The organism is Pseudomonas retamae, from assembly GCF_043496865.1.
Taxonomy (GTDB): domain Bacteria; phylum Pseudomonadota; class Gammaproteobacteria; order Pseudomonadales; family Pseudomonadaceae; genus Aquipseudomonas; species Aquipseudomonas retamae.
The window spans coordinates 20768-44467 of the sequence record NZ_JBIEIL010000013.1 but is presented as its reverse complement, the minus strand read 5'-3'; the positions used below and the strand labels follow the sequence as shown (position 1 = coordinate 44467).

The following is a 23700-nucleotide window of genomic DNA, read 5'->3' as shown; positions in this document are numbered from 1 at the left end:
GATTTTCTCGTGAGGTCGCTGATCAGCGCCGCCAATCTAGTCAGCTCGGCAGCCGACGACAAACGATGAAAACTCGCATGAGCCATTAGAAAAATTTGGGGTAGGGCATGATTCGACCGCAATTGCCGCTGAACGCACTGCGCGCCTTTGAAGCGTCGGCGCGTCATTTGAGCTTCACTCGCGCCGCCGTGGAATTGTGCGTGACGCAAGCGGCGGTCAGCCATCAGGTCAAAAGCCTTGAGGCGCAGCTTGGCGTCAGCCTGTTCAAACGCCTGCCCCGCGGGCTGATGCTGACCAGCGAAGGTGAAACCCTGTTGCCAGTGCTGAACACGTCCTTCGATCACATCGCACAGATCCTCGAACGCCTCGCCGGCGGGCAGTATCGCGAAACATTGACCGTCGGCGCAGTGGGGACATTCGCGGTGGGCTGGCTGTTGCCGAGGCTGGCGGACTTCCGGGTGAAACATCCGCTCATAGATTTACGGCTGTCGACCAATAACAACCGCGTGGATGTCGCGGCGGAAGGGCTGGATTACGCGATTCGCTTCGGAGCGGGGGCGTGGCATGGCATCGAAGCGACGCGTTTGCTCGATGCGCCGCTGTCGGTACTGTGCGTGCCGGAGATCGCTCGACAACTGCATGCACCAGCGGACCTGTTGCAGCAGACCTTGCTGCGTTCCTATCGTACCGATGAGTGGCCGCAATGGTTTCAGGCTGCCGGTTTGACAACTCACGCCGCGCCGCCGCAAAGCATCATGTTCGATTCGTCGTTGGCGATGATGGAGGCTGCCATTCAGGGAGGTGGCGTGGCGTTGGCGCCGCCACTGATGTTCGCTCGGCAATTGGCGGCGGAGGTGATTTGTCAGCCGTTTGCGATCGAGATCACCACCGGCAGTTACTGGCTTACGCGGTTGCAGTCGCGCCCCGAGTCGGCGGCGATGAGTGTGTTTAGGCACTGGCTGCTGCAAATGACTGGATAATGCAAAACCCTTGTGGGAGCGAGCCTGCTCGCGAAAGCGGCGTGCCAGTCGACAATAATGTTGGCTGGTATACCGCATTCGCGAGCAGGCTCGCTCCCACAGGGAATTACCGTGCTAACAGGGCTCAACGCACCAGGCACGGCCGCTTGTTATCGAACTTCCAGCCCGGAATCAGGAACTGCATCGCCACGCTGTCATCCCGCGCACCGAGACCCATGCCTTTGTAGAGTTCGTGGGCCTTGCCCACCTGATCCATGTCCAGCTCGATACCCAGCCCCGGTTTTTGCGGCACTTGCACGCAGCCGTCGACGATTTGCAGCGGTGCTTTGGTCAGGCGCTGACCGTCCTGCCAGATCCAGTGGGTGTCGATGGCGGTGATGTCGCCCGGCGCGGCAGCGGCGACGTGGGTGAACATCGCCAACGAGATGTCGAAGTGGTTGTTGGAATGCGAGCCCCAGGTCAGGCCCCATTCGTGGCACATCTGTGCAACGCGCACCGAACCCTGCATGGTCCAGAAATGCGGGTCGGCCAGCGGAATGTCCACGGACTGCAACTGAATCGCGTGGCCCATTTCGCGCCAGTCGGTGGCGATCATGTTGGTCGCGGTTTTCAGCCCGGTGGCGCGGCGGAATTCAGCCATCACTTCACGGCCGGAATAACCGTTTTCCGCACCGCACGGGTCTTCGGCATAGGCCAGAACATGATGCTGATCGCGGCACAGGCGGATCGCCTCTTTCAGTGACCAGGCGCCGTTCGGATCAAGGGTGATGCGCGCCTCCGGGAAACGCTCGGCGAGGGCGGTGACCGCTTCGATTTCGGCGTCGCCGCTGAGCACGCCGCCCTTGAGTTTGAAGTCCTTGAAACCGTACCTGGCATGCGCCGCTTCGGCGAGACGCACCACGGCTTCAGCGGTCATGGCTTTCTCGTGGCGGACGCGGAACCAGTCGTTGTCGGCCTCCGGTTCGCTGCGGTAGGCGAGGTCGGTTTCGCGTTGATCGCCGACGTAGAACAGATAACCGAGCATCTTCACTTCGTCACGCTGCTGACCTTCGCCGAGCAGCGCCGCCACCGGCACGTCGAGGTGCTGACCGAGCAGATCGAGCAGGGCGGCTTCGAGGCCGGTGACGGCGTGGATGGTGATGCGCAGATCGAAAGTCTGCAGGCCACGGCCGCCGGCGTCGCGGTCGGCGAAGGTCTGGCGCACCTGGTTGAGGATTTTCTGATAGGTGCCGATCGGGCTGCCGACCACCAGATTGCGCGCGTCTTCCAGGGTCTGGCGAATGCGCTCGCCACCAGGCACTTCACCGACGCCGGTGTGGCCGGCGTTGTCCTTGAGGATGACGATGTTGCGGGTGAAAAACGGCCCGTGGGCGCCGCTCAGGTTCAGCAGCATGCCGTCGTGACCAGCTACCGGAATGACCTGCATGTCGGTGATGATCGGGGCTTTGGCGGTGTCGTGTACGCTCATTGTTGTTTTCCTTTGCAGACGAATTCAGGCGTGTTTCGGCGCGGCATCGGCCACGGCGTTTTCAGCGGCAGGTTTTGGTGTGGTGCGCGCGGCGAAGACGATGATCGCGGCGATGATCGAGGTCGCGGCCAGACCATAGAGGCCGCCCTGAATCGAACCGGTGTGTTCTTCGAGCAAGCCGAAGGTTGTTGGCGCAACGAAGCCGCCGAGGTTGCCTACCGAGTTGATCAGCGCGATCACCGCTGCGGCGATGCGGGCATCCAGATAAGCCTGCGGAATCGGCCAGAACAGCGACGACGCTGACTTGAACCCCAGCGCCGCGAAGCAGATCGCCACGAAAGCGAAAATCGGCCCGCCGGTGGTGGACATGAACATCCCCGCCGCAGCGATCAACAGCGCCGTGGCAACCCACGCCTGCTGGTGTTTCCACTTCGCCGAGAGCGAGGCGAACGCATACATGCCGACAATCGACAGCAGCCATGGAATCGAGTTGAACAGGCCAACCTGCACGTCGCTCAGCTCACCCATTTTCTTGATGATGCTCGGCAGCCAGAACGTTGCGGCGTAGATGGTCAACTGAATGAAGAAGTAGATCAGGCAGAACAGAATGATCTGCCGGTCCTTGAGCAATTTGCCCAGCGACGGCCGAATCGGTGTCGCCGCTTCGCGGGCCTTTTGCTCGTCGTCGATGGCCGTGACCAGAGCGTCCTGTTCGGCGCGGGTCAGCCATTTCGCATCGTGGGGTTTGGCGTCGAGCCAGAACCAGACGAACACGCACAGGCACACCGAGAACATCCCTTCGATGAAATACATCCACTGCCAGCCATGCATGCCCAGACCGTTGATTTGCAGAAGCAGGCCGGACAGCGGCCCGGAGATCAACGACGCCACGGCCGAACCACTGAGGAAAATCGCAATCGCCTTGCCGCGCTCGGCACCGGGCAGCCAGCGGGTGAAGTAATAGATCACGCCCGGGAAGAAACCGGCTTCAGCCACACCGAGCAGGAATCGCAGAATGTAGAAGTGGGTTTCGTTCTGGATGAACGCCATGCCGGCGGCGACCAGACCCCAGGTGAACATGATGCGGGTCAGCCAGATACGCGCGCCGACTTTCTGCAAGAGCATGTTGGAAGGGACTTCGAATAATGCGTAACCGATGAAGAACAGCCCGGCGCCGAAGCCGTAGGCGGCTGCGCCAATACCGAGGTCGTGTTCCATATGGGTGCGGACGAAACCGATGTTCACCCGGTCAATGTAATTGACGATGAACATGATCACGAAGAGCGGCAGGACGTGGTGTTTGACTTTCGAGATGGCCGAGGCGAGCGTCGGCTCGACATCCTCGTGCATCCCCGAGACGGAGGTTTTCACTTGGTTTTCTCCCACTGATTATTTTTATGCGGGTAGGTCTGGGTGCTGCGTTGTTGATAGACATCATACAACTGGAAATTTTTGTCCTACAAGTGGGGCGAGGTGATTAATTTCGTCTTGAGAAGGTGGTTTTTATGCTTTTTTACTTGGAAAGCAGCGTATTCATTGGCTTTTTTGTGGTGTGTGCATCGCTGCTTGCCTTTTCACAGTGCGGCTGGGTGACTAAAGGTTTAATGAGAATATCGGATGGATTCTAATGTTGTCATACAAGCTGGTTGCATTAGAGGGCCAAAATCAGTCTCGCCAACGCCACGCGCGGTGCTACGATCGGCAAGCCCCGATCACCGGATTCGACCATGCAAGAAGACTTCGACGCCCCCGCCCGCAAACGTGCGCACAACCTGGCCCATGACCTGGTGGAAAAGCTCACCCAGAGCATTCTGCTCGGCCAGATGACGCCGGGTGACAAGCTGCCGTCGGAGAATTCCATCGTTCAGGAGCACGGCGTCAGCCGCACGGTGGTGCGTGAGGCGATTTCCAAATTGCAGGCGTCGGGTCTGGTGGAAACCCGCCATGGCATCGGCACATTCGTCATCGAACGCGCGCCGGAGCAGGGTTTGCGCCTGAATGTCGACACGGCGCTGGGCGTGCGCAGCATGCTCGAACTGCGCCTCGGGCTGGAAACCCAGGCGGCCGCACTGGCGGCACAACGGCGCAGCGAGCAGCAACTGCTGCAGATGCGCCAGGCGCTGGATGACTATCAGCGGCTGCTGGACAACAACGACAGTTGCGTCGAGGCGGATCGGCGATTTCACCTGTTGATCGCCGAGGCCACCGGCAATGTCTGCTTCAGCGAGATCATGCAGCACCTGGGCAGCGCGATGATTCCGCGTACTCGCCTCAATGCTGCCGAACGGGGCGCGGCGGATCTGAGCAAGCTCGGGCAACTGGCCAATCTGGAACATGAGGCGATTCTGAATGCGATCAAGCGCCACGACCCGGAAGCGGCGCGGGCGGCGATGTGGCTGCACCTGACCAACAGCCGTGATCGTTTCTCTGCGCAAGGTTGAATGCCGCTGGTCTGCTGCGTAGCACGCCGCCCATGTTGAACGCCTCCAAACAATACGCCCGGATGTTCCGGCGCTGTTTTTGTGAGGTGCACCATGGCTGATGATTCGCTGTTTCCGGGCGGCATTGCGCCCACCGACCAGACCCACCGCGTTCCCGGCACCGACGAGCCGACCCTGAGCGATCACGATGCGCCGCCGGGCATGGACCCGGGGCGCGATCCGCTGAGCGACGGCGACCGGCCGGAAGACTGGAAAGACCCTGCCGCTGAGGAAGATGTGCCGCCGGCGGATGAGCCGACGCCGTTGTCGGATGATCGGCGCTGAGTCTTGAGCCTTGAGATTTGATGGTGGATTGGCTGGCCTCTTCGCGAGCAGGCTCGCTCCCACAGGGGATCGGGTTTGCTTGGGGATATCAGGTCGTGTGGATATCGCGCATCAACAAGCCGAAACGCAGATCCACCGCATCCGGTATCGGCAGATAGACCGTGTGGCCATCTCCCGGCGCCACGTCAATGGCCTCGCCCTTGAGGTTCAGCAGTTCATGCAGGTCAAAATGAAAGTTGCCCTTGGGCGTCATCAATTCCAGATGATCGCCCAAGACAAAGCGGTTCTTCACCTTGACCTCGGCCAGCCGTTCACGCCGTTCACCGGTCAATTCACCGACGAACTGCTGACGCTCTGACACGGAGCTGCCGTGCTGATAGTTCTGATATTCATCATGCACATGCCGGCGCAGAAAGCCTTCGGTGTAGCCGCGCTGGGCCAGTGATTCGAGGTCGCTCATCAGGCTGCGATCAAAGGGGCGGCCGGCGACTGCATCGTCGATGGCGCGGCGATACACCTGAGTGGTGCGCGCGCAATAGAAATGCGATTTGGTCCGGCCTTCGATCTTCAATGAATGCACGCCCATACGTGTCAGGCGCTCGACGTGCTGCACGGCGCGCAGGTCCTTGGCGTTCATGATGTAGGTGCCGTGCTCGTCTTCGAAGGCCGGCATCAATTCGTCCGGGCGATTGACTTCCTGCAACAGGAACACCTGATCGGTGGGCGCGCCGAGACCCAGGGTCGGCTCGGGCTGGAAGGTCTGCACGATCTCGCCGAGCTGATTTTCCGTGGCCCGCTGGGCCGAGTATTTCCAGCGACAGGCATTGGTGCAGCTGCCCTGATTGGCGTCGCGTTTGTTCAGGTAGCCGGAGAGCAGGCAGCGCCCGGAGTAGGCCATGCACAGCGCGCCGTGGACGAAAACTTCCAGCTCCATGCCGGGCACCTGTTCGCGGATTTCGCCGATTTCTTCCAGCGACAATTCCCGCGACAGAATGATCCGGCTGACGCCTTGCTGCTGCCAGAACTCGACGCTCGCCCAGTTCACCGTGTTGGCCTGCACCGACAAATGAATCGGCATCTGCGCAAAATGCCGGCGCACCAGCATGATCAGCCCCGGATCGGACATGATCAGCGCATCCGGCGCCATCTCGATCACCGGCGCCAGATCCTTGAGAAAGGTCTTCAGCTTGGCGTTGTGCGGGGCGATGTTGACCACCACATAGAAGCGCTTGCCTTGCGCCTGCGCCTCGCGGATGCCCAGCGCCAGATTGGCATGATCGAATTCGTTGTTGCGCACCCGCAGGCTGTAACGCGGCTGGCCGGCATACACCGCATCGGCGCCGTAGGCGAAGGCGTAACGCATGTTTTTCAAGGTGCCGGCGGGGGCGAGCAGTTCGGGGGCGCTGAGGGTCGAGTGCATGATGGCGGTCGCAAAAGCGCGGCAGGGTAAGCGAGGCGCAGCGAGAGTTTATTGATCTGGATCTATGCTCAACGAATAAACAGGGCACTCGCGCACGCCGCGGGTGACTAAGGTTCGGGGCGTGCATGACGCCTGACAGACATGGACCGGACATGAACGAAAAGAGTCTTCAATTCAAATCCCTGACAGTGCTGCTGGTGCTGGTCACGGTGGCCTTCATCTGGATCCTGCTGCCGTTCTACGGCGCGGTGTTCTGGGCAGTTATTCTCGGCATTCTGTTTGCGCCGGTGCAGCGCAGGCTGCAAATCAAATTCGGCTGGCCGCGTAACCTGACGTCACTGTGTACGTTGAGCCTGTGCCTGGTCATCGCGATTCTGCCGGTGATCATCGTCAGCGTTTTGCTGGTGCAGGAGGGGGCGACGGTTTACAAGAATATTGAAAGCGGTGAGCTGGACATTGCCGCCTATCTGGCCCAGTTCAAACACAGCCTGCCGCCGTATTTTCAGCATCTGCTCGACCGTTTCGGCATGGGCGAACTCGACAGCCTGCGCGAGAAAATCGTCAAGGCGGCCATGCAGGGCAGCCAGGTGCTGGCGACTCAGGCGTTCAGTTTCGGCCAAGGCACCTTTGAATTCGTGGTGAGTTTTTTCATCATGCTGTACCTGCTGTTTTTCTTCCTGCGTGACGGCCCCGAACTGGCGCGCAAGATGCGCACCGCCGTGCCGCTGGAAGAAAACCACAAGCGTCGCCTGCAACTGAAATTCAACCGGGTGGTGCGTGCGACCGTCAAAGGCAACGTGCTGGTGGCGGTGACGCAAGGTGCGCTGGGCGGGGCGATTTTCTGGTTTCTCGACATTCCCAGCGCGTTGCTCTGGGCGGTGCTGATGGCGTTTCTGTCGTTGCTGCCAGCGGTCGGCGCGGGAATCGTCTGGGCGCCAGTGGCGGTGTATTTCCTGCTCAGCGGCATGATCTGGCAAGGCGTGGTGCTAGGCTTGTTCGGGGTTTTCGTGATCGGCCTGGTCGACAACGTCCTGCGCCCGATTCTGGTGGGCAAGGACACGAAAATGCCGGATTACATGATTCTGATCTCGACCCTGGGCGGCCTCGCGGTGTTCGGCCTGAATGGCTTCGTCATCGGCCCGTTGATCGCCGCGTTGTTCCTGTCGAGCTGGGCGCTGTTCGTCGAAACCAAACCCAAGGTGCAACTGCCTTAGGCGTTAAACGACGCGCTGACGATCTTTTGCGACAAGGCCTGTGCGGCGGGTAACGAGGTGAGCGGGCCACTGATCGCCTCGCCGTCGCGCATCAGATACCAGCAGGCGAGCAACCCCGACGCCCTGAGCGAAGCGGGAACCGCGCTGCCGATCACCGACATGATTTGAACCTGAGCCATGACCTGTATCTCCATTCAACAATGGAGCTACCTTAGAGATTCACCGCTGCTACGGACAATCAACGCTTTCGATAGTGGTCATTGATGCCGTTGAGGGCTGGCTCAATCGACCACTTGATCGAGCATGTGCATGACTTCGCGCTCGTTGAGCAAGCCTTTGTGCACCAGGTTCTCCGCCAGCAGCGAAAGAAACTTGGCGCAGCGGTGACCTTCCAGGTGCTTGAGCTCGGTCAGCGCGCTGTACACCTTGCTTGAGGTGCACAAGCCGACAATGCGGTGCGGGTTTTGTGTTGGCATACCGTCGTCCTTGTTGTTATCAACCTGTTGTTTACGGACGGATTCAGATTGCGGCTCCGTCATGACAAAACCATGACCGTTTCATGGAAATGCCCATGACGGTCGAGTCAATCATGCCGACTTTAGCTGCATAAACTGTTCTCGCAGCGACCTTGGCGAGATTTTTTCAGACGTTGGGCGACGAATGGTCGAATATGCTCAGTGCGCCGCTCAAGATCAAAAGCCCCTCACCCTAGCCCTCTCCCAGAGGGAGAGGGGACTGACCGAGTGGGATGTGAGAGAGGCGCCGAGGCGAAATACCGGGTCGTATGCAAGATGGCCGACGTGAAATCGCGAGTCATACACAAACTTCAAAGCCCGCGCAGATCGGCCCCCCTCTCCCTCGGGAGAGGGCTGGGGTGAGGGGCGAATCCACCGCCAATCCAAAGCCGGCCTCGCGCTCTTGACGACGCCCCAAAAAAAGCCCCGCTTGAAAAAGCGGGGCTCCGTGTATCGGTTACCAGCGCGGACCGCCGTAATACTCATGCGGCCGGCCGTAATACCCGCGAGGCGGGCCGTAATAAACGGGAGCGGGCTGCACATATACCGGTTGCTGCACGTAAACCGGCGCCGGCTGGTAATAAACCGGTGGCGGCGGCTGCTGCACATAAACCGGCTGCGGCTGAACGTACACCGGTTGCTGCACATACACCGGCCGATCCTGATTGATCAGTGCCGAGCCGATGATGGCCGAGCCGACGATCGCGCCAAACACTGCAGGGCCTTGCCAGCCGTGGCCACCACCCGCTTCTGCCTGACCCGTGACCGCGAGCGCGCCGATCAGCAAAGCCATAATGGGAAGTTTACGAATCATGATAAATCCTCGGTTCTTCGACCCGGCGGCAGGGCCTGCACCAGGCCCACAATTGTCGCGGGGATACATCTGAGACACTGGAATTCGCAAAATCAGCACAGCCGCTGGGTAAATTTTGTGTAAGGTCTGTAGCGGTTTCTTTACCCGGCTGAACGATCGCCGCGAAAGCCCTCTAAAACACGCCCCATGATCGTTCAGAGCCCGCGGGGCTGGCTAATCCCGTCTATCCGAAAGTGCGTTTGAAGGAGAAGTTTCATGCAGATGAACCCGAACAAAGACACCCAGCTGTGCATGTCCCTGTCGGGGCGGCCAGGCAATTTCGGTCTGCGTTTCCATAACCATTTGTATGAACAGCTGGGCCTGAACTTCTACTACAAGGCGTTCAGCAGCCGAGACCTGACCGGCGCCGTGAGCGGGATTCGTGCACTGGGCATTCGTGGTTGCGGCGTATCGATGCCCTTCAAGGAAGCCTGCATTGCGCTGGTCGACGAACTGGACGCCTCGGCAGCAGCGATCCAGTCGATCAACACCATCGTCAACACCAACGGCCATCTCAAGGCCTACAACACCGATTACATCGCCGTCGCCCAGTTGCTGCAGAGCCACGCGGTGCCCAAGGACTCGACTTTCGCCCTGCGTGGCAGCGGTGGCATGGCCAAAGCGGTGGCCAGTGCCTTGCGCGACGGCGGCTACAGGAACGGCTTGATCGTCGCCCGCAACGAGCGCGCCGGGCGTGCGCTGGCGGACTCGCTGGGCTATCGCTGGCAGGCAGAGTTGGGCGAGGAGCGCCCGCAGATGTTGATCAACGTGACGCCGGTCGGGATGGACGGCGGGCCGGAAGCGGGGCAACTGGCGTTTGAGCCGGAAGTCATCAAGGCGGCGCAGACGGTTTTCGATGTGGTAGCGATTCCCTCGGAAACGCCGTTGATCGTGCGCGCTCGGGCCGAGGGCAAACGGGTCATCACCGGACTGGAAGTGATCGCGATTCAGGCGCTGGAGCAGTTTGTGCTGTACACCGGCGTGCGCCCGAATGAAGCGCAGTTTGCGGCGGCGGTGGCGTTTGCGCGTAGCTGATTTTTGTAGCAACTGGGCGGGCCTATTCGCGAGCAGGCTCGCTCCCACAGGTTGATCGTAGTCATCAGCAGGGAATGCGATTGAATGTGGGAGTGAGCCTGCTGGCGAAGGCCACGCTGCGGTCATCAATCACTCTCTATAATCCCTTCAGCAAGCCCCGACCCGCCTGACCAACAATAAAAGTAACCGAGGCCGCCCATGCATCCGCCCATCCTCAACCTCGACGAGGTCGAACTCGAACCCCTGCCCGAAGCCCTTGCCCCGCAAGGCGAAACTGCCGGGCGCTATCAGCAGCGCTTCGCCCGCATCGGCCAGCAGTTGGGCGCGCAAAAACTCGGCTACCGCCTGTACGCCTTGCCGCCGGGCATGCGCGGCAGTCCGTTTCACAGCCATCGGGTCAATGAGGAAATGTTCTTCGTGGTGGCCGGGGAGGGCGAGGTGCGTCTGGGCGCCGAGCGTTTTCCGATCCGCTCAGGCGACGTGATCGCTTGCCCGCCAGGCGGCCCGGAGCAGGCGCATCAGATCATCAATACCAGCTCGGCCGAGTTGCGTTACCTGGCGATCAGCACGCAGCAGCAACCCGAGATCTGCGAATACCCGGATTCGAACAAATACGCGGTGATGGATAACTTCAGCGTTGATAGCGAGGGCACCCCGTCCGGTTTTGTCGCCGTGGCGCGGCAGGCCGATGGGGTGGATTACTGGGCCGGGGAATCGCCCCGACATCTCGATCCCCCGCACCACCTGTGGGCGCGAGCCTGCTCGCGAAGGCGTAGTGTCAGACACCGATATGTCGGATGACATATCGCCTTCGCGAGCTGGCTCGCTCCCACATTCGATTTGTATGGCTTACTCGAGGCGCGCCAGGCGCTCTTCCAGTGCGGCGATCCGCGCTTCGAGTTCTTCGATGCGCTCCACCGAAACGCCACTCACCGCGCGCTCCGCCGGATTCTGCCGCGCGGCGATGATCGCCTCGATATCCGCCGGATCGCCCAGCGCATGGGTGTAACGGTCTTCGCGTTGCCCGGCCTGACGCGGGATCAGCACCGCCAGGCCGCGCGCAATCAAGCGCTCGAGCTGATGTACCACCTGTTCGGCGTCTTCGAATTCATGCATGCGGCCGCTGCGGGTCAGCAGCTCGTTGACGGTCTGCGGGCCACGCAGAAACATCAGCCCGCTCAAGATCACCTGCGCCGGCACCAGCTCCAGCGCCTTGTCGACCTTGTGCTCCCAGCGATCGGCGCGACTGCCCATCACCAGCCTGGCAAAGCCGCGACCTTCAAGGGCGCGCAGGCTCTGGCCGACCTGGCCCGGAGTCAGGTTCATCACCGGTTCGCGGCTGGTTTTCTGGTTGCAGGCCAGCACCAGCGCATTGAGGGTCAGCGGATAGCTTTCCGGGCTGGTCGCCTGTTTCTCGATCAGCGAGCCGAGGATGCGGATTTCCGTGGCGTTGAGCCGTGGCTGTTCGGAGCTGGATTCTGGTTCGGTGGTCATCGCGCGTTCCCTCTGCAGTCGAAGGCGCCTAGCCTAATCCTTGCCCAACAAAAGGCAAGCCGTGTGGTCATCAAGCATGGCTATAATCGCCACCTTGTTCCACCCAGCCATCACACGAGACTGCCATGACCATTTCCCTGTACGCCGCATCCGTCCCGGTTTTTCAACAAATGCTCAACGCCCTGAGCGATGTGCTGAAAAAGGCTGAAGCCCACGCCAGCGAGAAAAACATCGACCCGAACGCCTTTCTGCAAGCGCGTCTGTACCCGGACATGTTCCCGCTGACCCGTCAGGTGCAGATCGCTGTCGACTTCGCCAAAGGCGTGTCGGCGCGTCTGGCTGAAGTCGAACTGCCGAAGTACGACGACAGCGAAACCACCTTCGCCGAGCTGCAAGCCCTGATCGCCAAGGTTCTGGCCTTTATCGGCGAGATCAAGCCAGAGCAGATCGATGGCAAGGAAGGTATCGAGATCGTCACCCGTCCCGGCACGCCAAAAGAGAAGCGCTTCAGTGGTCAGTCGTATCTGCTGACGTACGGTCTGCCGCAGTTCTTCTTCCACGTCACCACCACCTATGCGCTGCTGCGTCATAACGGTGTGGAAGTGGGCAAGCGCGATTACATGGGCGCGTTCTAAAACAGCCAGCTACAAAAAAGCCCGCCAAGGTTCACACCGAGGCGGGCTTTTCATTTGATCGTTCCCACCGCTCCGCGTGGGAATGCAGCCCGGGACGCTCCGCGTCCCTTTTTCGAGCCGAACGCGGAGCGTCCGTGGGGGCATTCCCACGCGGAGCGTGGGAACGATCGGGGTACCGTGAATATCAGGCGGTACGTTGCGCCTTCGCTTCTTCACCCAGGCAAGCCGCTGCGGTAAACAGCACGTCAGTCGACGAATTCAGCGCAGTCTCCGCCGAATCCTGCAGCACGCCAATGATGAAACCGACCGCCACCACCTGCATGGCAATCTCGCTCGGGATGCCGAACAGGCTGCACGCCAGCGGAATCAACAGCAGCGAGCCACCGGCCACACCCGAAGCGCCGCAGGCACAAATGGCCGCCACGACGCTGAGCAGGATCGCCGTCGGAATGTCCACGGCAATCCCCAGTGTGTGCACCGCGGCCAGGGCCAGTACGGTGATGGTGATCGCCGCGCCGGCCATGTTGATGGTCGCGCCCAGTGGGATCGACACCGAGTAGGTGTCTTCATGCAGGCCCAGACGCTTGCTCAGTTCGAGGTTGACCGGAATGTTCGCCGCCGAACTGCGGGTGAAAAACGCGGTGATGCCGCTTTCACGCAGGCACTTGAGTGTCAGCGGATAAGGGTTGCGGCGCAGCTTCCAGAACACGATCAGCGGGTTCATCACCAGCGCCACGAACAGCATGCAGCCGAGCAACACCGCGAGCAGGTGCGCGTAACCGAGCAGCGCGCCGAAACCGGACGTGGCCAGCGTCGACGCGACCAGACCGAAAATACCCAGCGGTGCGAAGCGAATCACTACGCGCACGATGACGGTGACACCGTTGGACAAGTCGCCCAGCACTTCGCGAGTGGTATCGCCGGCGTGGCGGATCGCGATGCCCATGCCGATCGCCCACGCCAGAATACCGATGAAGTTGGCATTCATCAGCGCGTTGACCGGGTTATCGACCACGCTCAGCAGCAGACTCTGCAGGACTTCACCGATCCCGCCCGGTGCGCTGACCGCAACGTTGTCGGTCGACAGCACCAGATGGGACGGGAACGCCATGCTGGCAACCACGGCCACCACCGCTGCGCTGAACGTGCCCAGCAGGTACAGGAACAGGATCGGCCGGATGTGGGTTTCCTGACCATGCTTGTGGTTGGCGATCGAGGCCATCACCAGGACGAACACCAGAATCGGCGCCACGGCTTTCAACGCCGAGACAAACACCTTGCCGATGAACGCGGTGGACTTGGCAACTTCCGGGGCAAGCAGCGCCAGGGCGATACCGGCGATCAGGCCGATCACGATCTGGGTCACCAGGCTGAGTTTTTTCAAGCGTTGCAGGAAAGAAGGGGATGAGGCGGTCATGAACGGCATCTCTGTTTTTTATAGGGTGCGAGGTTGCGTGGGCAGGCACGAACCGAGTGTCGAATCGACATCAGCGCCAAAAACCGGCCGCTGAACGAGCTGTACGTTTTGCAGGGCGCGGACTTTATCACAGCGTAGCCCTTGTCCTTCAGGCATGTGACGATCTGCCGCCCGTTTGATCGGCCAATCAGACAGGTTTGTGCAAGTCACGCCGGGGCACTCTCTGTTAAGCTGCGCCATCCTCATTTTCAAATTTCGCCAGCGGGCCTCAAGGCCATCGCTGGTGTCGTCGTTTTGCTGGAGTTGCGCATGCTGTTGCCTATTCTTCTGTTGTCCGCTGCCGGTTTCACGGTGCTGACCACGGAATTCGTTATCGTCGGCCTGTTGCCGGCGATTGCCCGCGATCTTGAAGTCACCATTCCCCAAGCCGGATTACTGGTGACGCTGTTCGCGTTTACCGTGGCGATGTTCGGCCCCTTCCTGACTGCGTATTTCGCCCGTTTCGAACGGCGCAAATTGTTCATCAGCATCCTGATCATGTTCGGTCTGGCCAATACCGTCGCGGCGTTGGCGCCGAATATCTGGATCATGGCCATTGCCCGGTTGATCCCGGCGTTGGGGTTGCCGGTGTTCTGGGCGTTGGCCAGCGAGACCGCGGTGGATATCGTCGGCCCGGATTTCGCCGGGCGCGCTATCGCCAAGATCGGTTTCGGCATCGTTTGCGCTACGGTGTTCGGCATCCCGGTCGGCACGCTGATTTCTGACGCCTTCGGCTGGCGCACGGCTTTCGCGATTCTTGCGGTGGTCGCGTTTGCCAAGGCGCTGCTGCTGTTCGTCTACCTGCCGAAAACCAGCCTGCATCAGCATCAGGTCAGCTTCCGTTCGCAGTTCAAGATCCTGCGCAGCCCGCTGATGCTCGGCCATGTGCTGTTGTCGATCCTGGTGTTCAGCGGCATGTTCACCGCTTACACCTATCTGGCTGACATCCTTGAACGGCTGGCCGGGTTCAACGGCACCGTGGTCGGCTGGTGCCTGATGGGCTTCGGTGCGGTCGGGCTGATCGGCAACTCGTTGGGCGGCCGTGCGGTGGACCGGCATCCGCTCGGCGCCTCGGTGCTGTTCTGCGCGTTCATGATCGCTGGCATGGTCTCGCTGGTGCCGAACATTCATTCACCGTTGGGCCTGGCGGTGGCGATGGCGATCTGGGGCGTGACCCAGGCGGCGCTGTTCCTGGTCAGCCATGTGCGCCTGATGAAAGCTGCACCGGAAGCGCCGGCCTTCGCCGCGTCGCTGAACATCGCCGGGGCCAATCTAGGCATCGGTCTGGGCGCGATGATCGGCGGTCGGGTCATCGACAGCGCCGGCCTCGGTTTCCTCGGCTTTGCCGCTGCCGGGTTTATCCTGCTGTCGGTGTTCCTCGCCATGGTGCTGATGACCTTGAAGCCGCGCGAAGCCTGCGCTTCATAAAGTGGTAAACAGCTCGCGTCGGGCACCCTCGGTAATCGCCACGATGCCCGGGTGCTTGACCTTGCGCTCCACTGAAATGGCATAGAACGACTCGGTTACCGCGTCGGTCTGGCCGATCACCACGACGCCGTACTGGCGCTTCACTTCATCGGCAATCACGCTCGGGCCAATGAAAATCCCGCTGCCGGATTGGCCGAACGCCTGCATCAACGCACTGTCATCGAACTCGCCGACGATCTGCGGCTGGATCTGCTGTTCGGCAAACCAGCGCTGCAAACGGCTGCGCACCACGGTTTCCGCGCCGGGAATCAGCAGCGGGGCGCCGTGCAGGCTGCGCGGAAAATCCCGACCGTAAGTCGCCGCCAGTTCAGCGGTGGCGAAAAAACTGATGCCGCATTCGCCGAGTTTCTGGCTGTAGCCCTTGATGTCGAGGTGCGAAGGCATCGGGCTGTCGGAAATCACCAGATCGAGACGCTGGATCGCCAGATCCGCGAGCAAGCGTTCGAGTTTGTCTTCGCGGCAAGTGATGCGCAGCGGTTCGCTCAATTCCATGGTCGGCGCGATCAAACGATAAACGATGGATTTCGGCACCACGTCGGCAACCCCGACGCGAAACAGGATCTGCTGTTCGTTGGGCTGCGCGCGCAGCATCAACTCGAGTTCGCCGCCGAGCTGGAACATCTGTTCGGCGTAGGGTAGGGCCTGGCGCCCGGCTTCGGTGAGTTCCAGTTGCCGGCCGACACGACGGAACAATTCGATGCCGTAAGTCTGTTCGAGCAGGGAAATCTGCCCGCTGATGGTTTGCGGGGTCAGGTTCAGTTGCTCGCAGGCGCGCACAATGCTGCCAGTCTTGGCGACAACCCAGAAGTAATGCAGTTGACGGTAATTGAGCATGGCGGTCTTCAGTTCGTGAAAACCGAAGTATAGCCGCTAAAAATACGAATTTTCCTGAAGTGTTCGCCTCCCTAGAATGCCCAGCCATCGACGGCTGCTTTGCGTGCCGCGCTGGTTTATTCGAGGAATCACTATGAAATACACATTTCCTGCGCTGATGTTTGCGTCTTTACTGTTTCTGGCCGGTTGCGACCAAGCCGAAAAAAGCGCTCAGCAATTGATGGGCGCGGCGGCTGAAACCGCCAAGCAAGCGATCGACGACACCCACAAGGCCGCCGAGCAAGCGCTCAGCGATGCCACCGGTGGCTTGATCCAGAAGAAAGAAGCACCGGAAAAACAAACGGAAGAATCCGAATCTTCTTCCAAGACTATCTAACCCCGTCTTACACAGAGTCAGGACTGACCCATGGAATATCTGTTAGAACTCGCCGCCAGCCCCACCGCCTGGGTTGCTTTGGCCACACTGGTGGTAATGGAAATCGTGCTCGGCATCGATAACCTGATCTTTATTTCGATCCTGACCAACAAGCTGCCTGAGCAACATCGGCAGAAGGCGCGCCGCATCGGTATCGGCATGGCGTTGATTCTGCGTCTTGCGCTGTTGAGCACCATCGCCTTCATCGTGCAGCTGACCGAGCCTGTGATCGAAATCCTGGGCCAGGCGTTCTCCTGGAAGGACATGATCCTGATCGCCGGTGGCCTGTTCCTGGTGTGGAAAGCCACCACCGAGATCCATCACAGCATGGACCCAGCGCCGGAAGATCCGAAAACCGCGACCTCGACCGTGACCCTGGGCTTCGCTGCAGCGATCGGTCAGATCCTGATGCTCGACATGGTGTTCTCGATCGACAGCATCATTACCGCTGTCGGCATGACCGAGCACTTGCCGATCATGATCATCGCGGTGGTGGTGTCGGTTCTGGTGATGCTGCTGGCAGCTGATCCGCTGGCCAAGTTCATCAACGACAACCCGACCGTGGTGATGCTGGCCCTGGGCTTCCTGATCATGATCGGTATGACCTTGATTGCCGAAGGCTTCGGCGCCCACGTACCGAAAGGTTATGTGTATGCGGCGATGGCATTCTCGGCGGGTATCGAAGTGTTGAACATGATGTCGCGTCGGGCTAAACAGAAGAAGGTTGCTCAGCAGGCGTAATGGCTGGCAACGTGAAGACCGCTTGGGCTTTTGGGCTCAGGCGGTTTTTTTTGCTTTGATATTGGTGGCGTGATGTGAAGCCGCCCCTCACCCCAGCCCTCTCCCGAGGGAGAGGGAGCCGATTTGGGGGAGTTCAAATTCTGAGTTCGGCTCAATAGTGCAGGTTGGCATGCTTCGAATAAACACCCCGGTCAGTTCCCTCTCCCTCCGGGAGAGGGCTAGGGTGAGGGGCTCTTGATCTTAATGCGCCGTCACATGCCGCCCACGGTGCTCCTCGTTCTTCTCGACAGGCGCATGCTGAACCGGATGGTGATGATGCCGCCGCGAAATCCGCAACACCCCCCACAACATGGCAGTCGCCACAGCCAGCCAGCCGGCAATCAACATCACGATGGTCATGGTCAGGCTCATCAGTGCCTCCTCTTCGCCCTGCAGCGGGCGCACACTTTTCAATTCGCTCTGTTTCACTGACAGTCTAGCCAATGGGGTGTTTCAGGCTATTGACCAAAGGTCGTTGGTGACCAATCAGTTCGCTCTATGCAATCGACTGGTCTGCCGCTAAAAGCTATACCGCAAGCAATCACGGCCCTATGATCGCAGGCGTTGCCGGGACACGATGACCGGCGTCTGAACAGAGAATGATGATGGTCCAGCTATTTTCCCGAGTGCGAGCGGCGCTGCTCATTGCCGTTGCAGCGGCAGTTTTGAACGGTTGCGCAGGCACTGTGGCGCCAGAGGTCAAGCGTCTGCCGGAGCGGGTCGAGTTGAGCGGCACGTTCTACCGTGGCGAAGCCCATCAGAGCGGGCCGCAGGTGCTGGCCAGCCTGTTGTCGCAGCAAGGCATCGTGATTACCCCGGGCCTGCTGGAAAAACCGTTGCACTTGCCGGGCGCTGAAGACAAGTTGCAGCGCAATATGGAAAACCTCGCCCGCGAATACGGCATGGTGGTCTACCCGCTGGACAGTCATCTTCCAGCGCTGTTGACCCAGGTGGCCGCCGGTTATCCGGTGATGGTGCGCTTTAGCGAGGGTTCGGCGTTCTGGGCCGAGCCGCGCTATGCGATTCTTTCCGGCTACGATCGCAACAAGCAGAACGTGCTGTTGCGCGCGGGGATGAACCGTCGGCAACTGATGAGTTTCAGTGCCTTCGAGTCGGCGCTGGACAAGTCCGGCGGCTGGGCCATTCTGATCCAGAAACCTTCACAGATCCCCGCGGCCGTTGATCAACAGCGCTGGCTGAAAGCGGCCGATGCGCTGGCCCAGGCTGGTCAGGAAAACGAAGCGGCACAGGCGCGCAAGGCGCTCGCGGCGCACTAAGCTCCGTTCGTCACTTGCCGGGCACGACTGCGCCCGGCTCGCCTCCTATGCGTAGAGCCCGTGATTTTGCGGGCGCACCAGGAGGCGCACATGGCAGATTCATCCCCGAAAGGCCCACATTCTTCCGAACATTCTTCAGGCGATGACCTGGGGTTCGATCCGGATTCGCCCGATCTCGATGATCCCCAGGTGGACCCGGTCGGCCCCGCCAAGGCTCCGCTGGATGAAAAACCCGACGATGAGCAGCGCAAGCCCGGCAAAGCCTACGACCCGTTGGGCGATCTGAAACCCTGAGCGAGGTGCGTATGAGTACCGATTCAAGCTTCGATGACCAGAAACCGGACAGCGTGCCGACCACGCCAGAGTCAGACGTCGACCCGGTGCTCGATCCGGACAGCCCGATGCGTGACCCGTTGGCGCGGCCGAATGTGCTGACCCCCGAGCCGTCCCGCGAGCCGAGTGCGGGCGATGGCATCCCTGATGACGACAAGATGCCGCTGCCCAACGATTGATCAGGCAGACGAAAAAAAGCCCCGAAGATTCGGGGCTTTTTCCTGTGCGAAAAGCTTATTTAGAGGCTTCGACCACGCCGCTCTGGCGCGACTTGAGGTTTTTCTGCGCCTTGTACTGCTGGGCCACCGCCGGTACTGCCGCGCTGCGACCGGTCTCCACCCAGCTGCGAATGCGGCTGGCGTCGGCAAAATGCGTGTACTTGCCGAACGCGTCGAGGATCACCAGTGCCACCGGACGATTGGCCATCTTCGTCACCAATACCAGGCAATGGCCGGCAGGATTGGTGAAGCCGGTCTTGGTGATCATGATGTCCCAGTCAGCCTTGTTGACCAGGTGATCAGTGTTGCGAAAGCCCAAGGTGTAATTGGGTTTGCGGAAGGCGACGGTTTTTTCCTTGGTGGTGGTCAATTCGCTCAGCAGCGGATATTTGTGTGCAGCAACCAGCAACTTGCTCAGGTCGCGTGCGGTGGAAACGTTGCGCTCGGACAGGCCCGTTGGCTCAACGAAGTGTGTGCTGGTCATGCCCAGCATCTTGGCCTTGGCGTTCATTGCAGCGATGAACGCAGCGTAGCCACCCGGATAATGGTGGGCGAGGCTGGCGGCCGCGCGGTTTTCCGAGGACATCAAGGCAATCAGCAGCATCTCGCGTCGCGGCAGTTCGCTCTTGAGTTTGACTCGGGAGAACACCCCCTTCATTTCCGGAGTGTTGCTGATGTCGACATTGATCCATTCGTCCATGTTCTGCCGCGCTTCAACCACCACCAGTCCGGTCATCAATTTGCTCACGGAGGCGATCGGCACGATTACGTCCGGGTTGCTGGAGTAGATGACTTTGTTGGTCTGCATATCCATGAGCAGGGCACTGCCAGAGGCGATCTTCAGGGTCGAGGCATCGCGTGGGGCAGCGGTGGTTTCCGCAGCGTTGATCGTTGGCGTGATGAATGTGCCTGTGAATGCAAAAAACAGGCTCAGGATCGAAAGACGAATTTTCACGCGGGCGAACTCATAAGGTTGGATATTCCGTTAGTTTGTAACGGGTTATTTCTTCAAAGGGTCGCATTCTAGGAGTATGGCTGAAGATCTGTCGATGGTTGTTTGAACGACCTGAAAATCTCGTGAAAAGGCCTGTAAAAAGAGGGGTTTCCGGCGAACGGTTAGAGTTTTTTCTCAGCGAATAAAAAACCCGCACGCGGCGGGTTTTTTTTGATGCTGGCAATGCCACTCAGGCGTGCAGGGTTTCTGCCGCGTATAGCGTGTTTTCCAACAGGCAGGCACGGGTCATCGGGCCGACGCCGCCTGGCACCGGAGTGATCCAGCCAGCGCGGGGCAGGGCGGTTTCGTAGACAACGTCACCGACCAGTTTGCCGTCGTCCTGACGGTTGATGCCGACGTCGATCACGATCGCGCCTTGCTTGATCCACTCGCCCTTGACCAGGCCCGGCTTGCCGGCGGCCACGACCACCAGATCGGCGCGGCCGACGTGGCCTGCCAAGTCCTTGGTGAAACGGTGAGTGACGGTGACGGTGCAGCCGGCCAGCAACAGTTCCATCGCCATTGGCCGGCCAACGATGTTGGAGGCTCCAACGACCACCGCGTCCATCCCGTACAGATCAGCCCCGGTGCTTTCCAGCAGGGTCATGATGCCCTTGGGCGTGCACGGGCGCAGCAGCGGGATGCGCTGGGCCAGGCGACCGACGTTATACGGGTGGAAACCGTCGACGTCCTTGTCAGGGCGGATGCGCTCCAGCAGTTTCGACGCGTCGAGATGCTCAGGCAGTGGCAGTTGCAACAGGATGCCGTCGATTGCCGGGTCGTCGTTGAGGCGATCGATCAGATCGGTCAGCGCGTCTTGCGTGGTTTCGGCGGGCAGGTCGTAGGCTTGAGAGAGGAAGCCAACCTCTTCACAGTCTTTACGCTTGTGCGAGACATAAACCTGAGAGGCAGGATCGCTGCCGACCAGGATCACCGCGAGGCCGGGAGTGCGCAGGCCTTGCTGGCGACGCTCGGCAACTCGTTGGGCGATCTGCTGGCGCAGGCTGGCGGCGATCGATTTGCCGTCGATTAGTTGTGCAGTCATTGCGCGTGATTAACCATCGAGAGGGGAAAAAATGAGAACGCATTCTCGCATGTCGAGCGGTGAGGGCAAAGGCGCTTGGTCAGCAAATTCCTCTAACTCCTTTAATTAAATGAATTTTTTTCAAAAAGGATTTGACGACCTTCAGAGCCCTCTATACTATTCGTCGCACTTGTCGGGCACAGCCTAGCACTGGTTAAGAAGGTGAAGCGGAATCAAGGTTCTGCGACGCTGGAAAGCACTTAGTTTGTAGTCCTTTAAGAGTACAGATTAATAAGGCGCCCGTAGCTCAGCTGGATAGAGCATCCGCCTTCTAAGCGGATGGTCGCAGGTTCGAGTCCTGCCGGGTGCGCCATTAGGCAGCATTGGCACAAGTAGCGCGATATGGTGGGCGTAGCTCAGTTGGTAGAGCACGGGATTGTGACTCCCGTTGTCGTGGGTTCGATCCCCATCGTCCACCCCATATTTCGAAAGGCGCCAGATGTAACAGTCTGGCGCCTTTGCTTTAAAAGCTTCATCCGCGGATGTGGTGGAATTGGTAGACACACTGGATTTAGGTTCCAGCGCCGCGAGGCGTAAGAGTTCGAGTCTCTTCATCCGCACCAATCAAAGCTTCATTCGAGTCTTCGGGCGGGTGAGGTTCAACAAAGAAGTTGTTTGGCTTTTTTGTTACGCAATATGGTGGGCGTAGCTCAGTTGGTAGAGCACGGGATTGTGACTCCCGTTGTCGTGGGTTCGATCCCCATCGTCCACCCCATATTTCGAAAGGCGCCAGATTTAACAGTCTGGCGCCTTTTTTGTTTTAGCGCTTTCGAAATCCGGCATGGCCGGTTTCGAGGCGCGAGGGCGGGGCGCTTCGTCGTAATCATGTTGCTCGATGATGCCGCGCTGTCCGGCGTACTTGCTCGCAAGTGCGGCCATCAGGAGTGACTGGCAGTCTCTTCTATATATAGAAGCGGTTGCTGCAGAGCCCTGGCGTGAAGGTTTGTATTCGTCTGCGGAGCGCGCTGCTTTGATGTATCGCTCCGAATAAACTGCCTGCTGTTTTTTTACCCGTTTTCCGTAGGGTGACTTCTTGAGTTTGACCCACTAGAATGCATGCCCTTGATTCTGGGGTCGGAAACGGCCGGCTAACGTCTGTGCAACGAGGAATATCCATGCAAGTTTCTGTTGAAAATACTACTGCTCTCGAGCGCCGCATGAGCGTCACCGTGCCGGCTGAGCGCATCGAGACTCAGGTCAACAAGCGTCTGCAGCAGACTGCCCAAAAGGCCAAGATTGCTGGCTTCCGTCCAGGCAAAGTGCCAATGAGCGAAATCAAGCGCCGTTTCGGTGCCGATGCTCGCCAGGAAGCGGTAGGCGACGTGATCCAGTCGTCGTTCTACGAAGCTGTGGTTGAGCAAAAGCTGAACCCGGCAGGTTCGCCGTCGATCGAGCCAAAGTCGCTCGAGGCCGGTAAAGATCTGGAATACGTTGCTGTATTCGAAGTGTTCCCTGAGTTCACTGTTGCCGGTTTCGAAGGCATCAACGTTGAGCGCCTGAGCGCTGACGTGTCCGACGCTGACCTGGACAAGATGCTCGACATCCTGCGCAAGCAGAACACCCGTTTTGAAGTGGCCGATCGCGCTGCGCAGAACGAAGACCAACTGAATATCGATTTCGTTGGCAAGGTTGACGGTGAAGTGTTCGCTGGCGGTTCCGCCAAGGGTACTCAGCTGGTACTGGGCTCCGGCCGCATGATTCCAGGCTTCGAAGAAGGCCTGGTCGGCGCCAAGGCCGGTGAAGAACGCGTTCTGAACCTGGCCTTCCCAGAGGACTATCAGAACCTCGACCTGGCGGGCAAAACCGCTGAGTTCACCGTTACCGTGAACACCGTGTCCGAGCCTAAGCTGCCTGAGTTGAACGAAGAGTTCTTCGCGCAATTCGGCATCAAGGAAAGCGGCATCGACGGCTTCCGCACCGAAGTTCGCAAGAACATGGAGCGTGAACTGCGTCAGGCGATCAAGTCCAAAGTAAAAAATCAGGTAATGGACGGTCTGCTGGCCACCAACCCGATCGAAGTGCCAAAGGCGCTGCTGTCCAACGAAGTTGACCGTCTGCGCGTGCAGGCTGTTCAGCAGTTCGGTGGCAACATCAAACCTGACCAACTGCCGGCCGAGCTGTTCGAAGAGCAAGCCAAGCGCCGCGTCGTGCTGGGTCTGATCGTTGCTGAAGTGGTCAAGCAGTTCGACCTCAAGCCTGACGAAGCCCGCGTTCGCGAGATGATTCAGGAAATGGCTTCGGCTTACCAGGAGCCTGAGCAGGTCGTGTCGTGGTACTACAAAAACGAGCAGCAACTGAACGAAGTGCGTTCGGTTGTGCTGGAAGAACAAGTTGTGGATACTGTTCTGCAGAAAGCTAGCGTGACCGACAAATCGGTCTCTTACGAAGAAGCGGTCAAACCGGTAGAAGCTCCAGCAGCCGACTGATTGTTTTTGCGTTAGA

General features: G+C 59.6%; 25 protein-coding genes, 4 tRNA genes and 1 pseudogene. 18 read left to right on the top strand and 12 right to left on the bottom strand.

The annotated features are described in order from the left end of the window. Window positions 1-107 precede the first annotated feature (107 nt). Complete coding sequence (locus tag ACGSLL_RS22830; protein ID WP_394508022.1) at window positions 108-980, top strand: LysR family transcriptional regulator; 873 nt, start codon at window positions 108-110, stop codon at window positions 978-980. Between the two features lie 124 nt (window positions 981-1104). On the opposite strand, the gene gudD is transcribed toward ACGSLL_RS22830, so the two are convergent. Both gudD and ACGSLL_RS22820 read right to left on the bottom strand, forming a co-directional pair. After that, window positions 1105-2448 (bottom strand): glucarate dehydratase, encoded by a 1344-nt coding sequence (gudD, locus tag ACGSLL_RS22825; RefSeq protein ID WP_394508021.1) that lies wholly within the window; start codon window positions 2446-2448, stop codon window positions 1105-1107. A 24-nt stretch (window positions 2449-2472) separates the two neighbouring features. Continuing rightward, on the bottom strand, window positions 2473-3819 hold the full coding sequence (locus ACGSLL_RS22820) for an MFS transporter (RefSeq protein WP_394508020.1): 1347 nt from the start codon (window positions 3817-3819) through the stop codon (window positions 2473-2475). Window positions 3820-4175: 356 nt separating this feature from the next. On the opposite strand from ACGSLL_RS22820, the gene ACGSLL_RS22815 reads away from it, so the two are divergent. Together ACGSLL_RS22815 and ACGSLL_RS22810 are read left to right on the top strand one after the other, a co-directional pair. Further along, complete coding sequence (locus ACGSLL_RS22815) at window positions 4176-4889, top strand: FadR/GntR family transcriptional regulator (RefSeq protein WP_394508019.1); 714 nt, start codon at window positions 4176-4178, stop codon at window positions 4887-4889. A 93-nt stretch (window positions 4890-4982) separates the two neighbouring features. Further along, window positions 4983-5213, top strand: coding sequence for a hypothetical protein (locus ACGSLL_RS22810; protein ID WP_394508018.1), 231 nt, complete (start codon window positions 4983-4985; stop codon window positions 5211-5213). 88 nt (window positions 5214-5301) lie between these two features. Here ACGSLL_RS22810 and trhP read toward each other — a convergent pair whose 3' ends face one another. Further along, the gene (trhP, locus tag ACGSLL_RS22805; RefSeq protein ID WP_394508017.1) at window positions 5302-6633 is read right to left on the bottom strand and encodes a prephenate-dependent tRNA uridine(34) hydroxylase TrhP; all 1332 of its coding nucleotides are present in this window, start codon (window positions 6631-6633) and stop codon (window positions 5302-5304) included. A 152-nt stretch (window positions 6634-6785) separates the two neighbouring features. On the opposite strand from trhP, the gene ACGSLL_RS22800 reads away from it, so the two are divergent. Beyond that, entirely contained in the window at window positions 6786-7847 is a 1062-nt protein-coding gene (locus ACGSLL_RS22800) for an AI-2E family transporter (RefSeq protein WP_208940555.1), read from the top strand. Here ACGSLL_RS22800 and ACGSLL_RS22795 read toward each other — a convergent pair. The 3 genes from ACGSLL_RS22795 to ACGSLL_RS22785 all read right to left on the bottom strand — a co-directional run bounded on the left by ACGSLL_RS22795 (window position 7844) and on the right by ACGSLL_RS22785 (window position 9176). After that, window positions 7844-8026 carry a hypothetical protein gene (locus tag ACGSLL_RS22795; RefSeq protein ID WP_394508016.1) on the bottom strand — a complete coding sequence of 61 codons (183 nt, stop codon included), beginning with the start codon at window positions 8024-8026 and terminating at the stop codon, window positions 7844-7846. The two genes, ACGSLL_RS22800 and ACGSLL_RS22795, sit on opposite strands and share 4 nt — an antisense overlap. Before the next feature lie 102 nt (window positions 8027-8128). Beyond that, a complete protein-coding gene (locus ACGSLL_RS22790; protein WP_016984641.1) occupies window positions 8129-8323 on the bottom strand; it encodes a hypothetical protein in 195 nt (64 codons plus the stop codon). A gap of 496 nt (window positions 8324-8819) precedes the next feature. Continuing rightward, on the bottom strand, window positions 8820-9176 hold the full coding sequence (locus ACGSLL_RS22785) for a hypothetical protein (RefSeq protein WP_394508015.1): 357 nt from the start codon (window positions 9174-9176) through the stop codon (window positions 8820-8822). A 255-nt stretch (window positions 9177-9431) separates the two neighbouring features. Here ACGSLL_RS22785 and ACGSLL_RS22780 point away from each other — a divergent pair, with 255 nt between their 5' ends. Then, window positions 9432-10250 carry a shikimate 5-dehydrogenase gene (locus tag ACGSLL_RS22780; protein ID WP_394508014.1) on the top strand — a complete coding sequence of 273 codons (819 nt, stop codon included), beginning with the start codon at window positions 9432-9434 and terminating at the stop codon, window positions 10248-10250. A gap of 198 nt (window positions 10251-10448) precedes the next feature. After that, window positions 10449-10964: pseudogene (locus tag ACGSLL_RS22775) on the top strand (cupin domain-containing protein); the annotation flags it as partial. A 135-nt stretch (window positions 10965-11099) separates the two neighbouring features. Here the strand turns inward: ACGSLL_RS22775 and ACGSLL_RS22770 are convergent. After that, entirely contained in the window at window positions 11100-11744 is a 645-nt protein-coding gene (locus ACGSLL_RS22770; protein WP_394508013.1) for a YceH family protein, read from the bottom strand. A 125-nt stretch (window positions 11745-11869) separates the two neighbouring features. Here ACGSLL_RS22770 and ACGSLL_RS22765 point away from each other — a divergent pair, with 125 nt between their 5' ends. Beyond that, window positions 11870-12379 (top strand): DUF1993 domain-containing protein, encoded by a 510-nt coding sequence (locus tag ACGSLL_RS22765; protein WP_208940558.1) that lies wholly within the window; start codon window positions 11870-11872, stop codon window positions 12377-12379. A gap of 184 nt (window positions 12380-12563) precedes the next feature. On the opposite strand, the gene sstT is transcribed toward ACGSLL_RS22765, so the two are convergent. Next, window positions 12564-13796, bottom strand: a complete 1233-nt coding sequence (gene sstT / locus ACGSLL_RS22760; RefSeq protein ID WP_394508012.1) for a serine/threonine transporter SstT — start codon at window positions 13794-13796, stop codon at window positions 12564-12566. A gap of 309 nt (window positions 13797-14105) precedes the next feature. On the opposite strand from sstT, the gene ACGSLL_RS22755 reads away from it, so the two are divergent. Next, complete coding sequence (locus ACGSLL_RS22755; RefSeq protein WP_394508011.1) at window positions 14106-15263, top strand: MFS transporter; 1158 nt, start codon at window positions 14106-14108, stop codon at window positions 15261-15263. Here ACGSLL_RS22755 and nhaR read toward each other — a convergent pair. Further along, the gene (gene nhaR, locus ACGSLL_RS22750) at window positions 15258-16157 is read right to left on the bottom strand and encodes a transcriptional activator NhaR (RefSeq protein ID WP_394508010.1); all 900 of its coding nucleotides are present in this window, start codon (window positions 16155-16157) and stop codon (window positions 15258-15260) included. The genes ACGSLL_RS22755 and nhaR overlap by 6 nt on opposite strands. A 133-nt stretch (window positions 16158-16290) precedes the next feature. On the opposite strand from nhaR, the gene ACGSLL_RS22745 reads away from it, so the two are divergent. Next, the gene (locus ACGSLL_RS22745) at window positions 16291-16533 is read left to right on the top strand and encodes a hypothetical protein (protein WP_394508127.1); all 243 of its coding nucleotides are present in this window, start codon (window positions 16291-16293) and stop codon (window positions 16531-16533) included. 30 nt (window positions 16534-16563) lie between these two features. After that, complete coding sequence (locus ACGSLL_RS22740) at window positions 16564-17313, top strand: TerC family protein (protein ID WP_203418679.1); 750 nt, start codon at window positions 16564-16566, stop codon at window positions 17311-17313. 240 nt (window positions 17314-17553) lie between these two features. Here ACGSLL_RS22740 and ACGSLL_RS22735 read toward each other — a convergent pair whose 3' ends face one another. Further along, a complete protein-coding gene (locus ACGSLL_RS22735) occupies window positions 17554-17724 on the bottom strand; it encodes a hypothetical protein (protein ID WP_394508009.1) in 171 nt (56 codons plus the stop codon). Window positions 17725-17957: 233 nt separating this feature from the next. Here ACGSLL_RS22735 and ACGSLL_RS22730 point away from each other — a divergent pair, with 233 nt between their 5' ends. From ACGSLL_RS22730 to ACGSLL_RS22720, 3 genes are all read left to right on the top strand, one after another. Further along, window positions 17958-18629: a cysteine peptidase family C39 domain-containing protein gene (locus ACGSLL_RS22730; protein ID WP_394508008.1), complete on the top strand. Its 672-nt coding sequence runs from the start codon at window positions 17958-17960 to the stop codon at window positions 18627-18629. A gap of 90 nt (window positions 18630-18719) precedes the next feature. Further along, complete coding sequence (locus tag ACGSLL_RS22725; protein ID WP_208940565.1) at window positions 18720-18923, top strand: DUF6021 family protein; 204 nt, start codon at window positions 18720-18722, stop codon at window positions 18921-18923. A gap of 11 nt (window positions 18924-18934) precedes the next feature. Continuing rightward, window positions 18935-19141: a hypothetical protein gene (locus ACGSLL_RS22720; protein WP_394508007.1), complete on the top strand. Its 207-nt coding sequence runs from the start codon at window positions 18935-18937 to the stop codon at window positions 19139-19141. Between the two features lie 55 nt (window positions 19142-19196). Here ACGSLL_RS22720 and pbpG read toward each other — a convergent pair whose 3' ends face one another. Both pbpG and folD read right to left on the bottom strand, forming a co-directional pair. Beyond that, a complete protein-coding gene (gene pbpG / locus ACGSLL_RS22715; protein ID WP_208940567.1) occupies window positions 19197-20135 on the bottom strand; it encodes a D-alanyl-D-alanine endopeptidase in 939 nt (312 codons plus the stop codon). 229 nt (window positions 20136-20364) lie between these two features. Then, on the bottom strand, window positions 20365-21219 hold the full coding sequence (gene folD / locus ACGSLL_RS22710) for a bifunctional methylenetetrahydrofolate dehydrogenase/methenyltetrahydrofolate cyclohydrolase FolD (RefSeq protein ID WP_394508006.1): 855 nt from the start codon (window positions 21217-21219) through the stop codon (window positions 20365-20367). 275 nt (window positions 21220-21494) lie between these two features. Between folD and ACGSLL_RS22705 the strand changes: the two genes are divergently transcribed. The 5 genes from ACGSLL_RS22705 to tig all read left to right on the top strand — a co-directional run bounded on the left by ACGSLL_RS22705 (window position 21495) and on the right by tig (window position 23684). Continuing rightward, window positions 21495-21571, top strand: a tRNA-Arg gene (locus ACGSLL_RS22705). 32 nt (window positions 21572-21603) lie between these two features. Then, window positions 21604-21679, top strand: a tRNA-His gene (locus ACGSLL_RS22700). A gap of 57 nt (window positions 21680-21736) precedes the next feature. After that, window positions 21737-21821, top strand: a tRNA-Leu gene (locus tag ACGSLL_RS22695). A gap of 76 nt (window positions 21822-21897) precedes the next feature. Then, a tRNA-His gene (locus ACGSLL_RS22690) sits at window positions 21898-21973 on the top strand. 400 nt (window positions 21974-22373) lie between these two features. Next, entirely contained in the window at window positions 22374-23684 is a 1311-nt protein-coding gene (gene tig, locus ACGSLL_RS22685) for a trigger factor (RefSeq protein ID WP_394508005.1), read from the top strand. The last annotated feature ends 16 nt before the right edge of the window (window positions 23685-23700 follow it).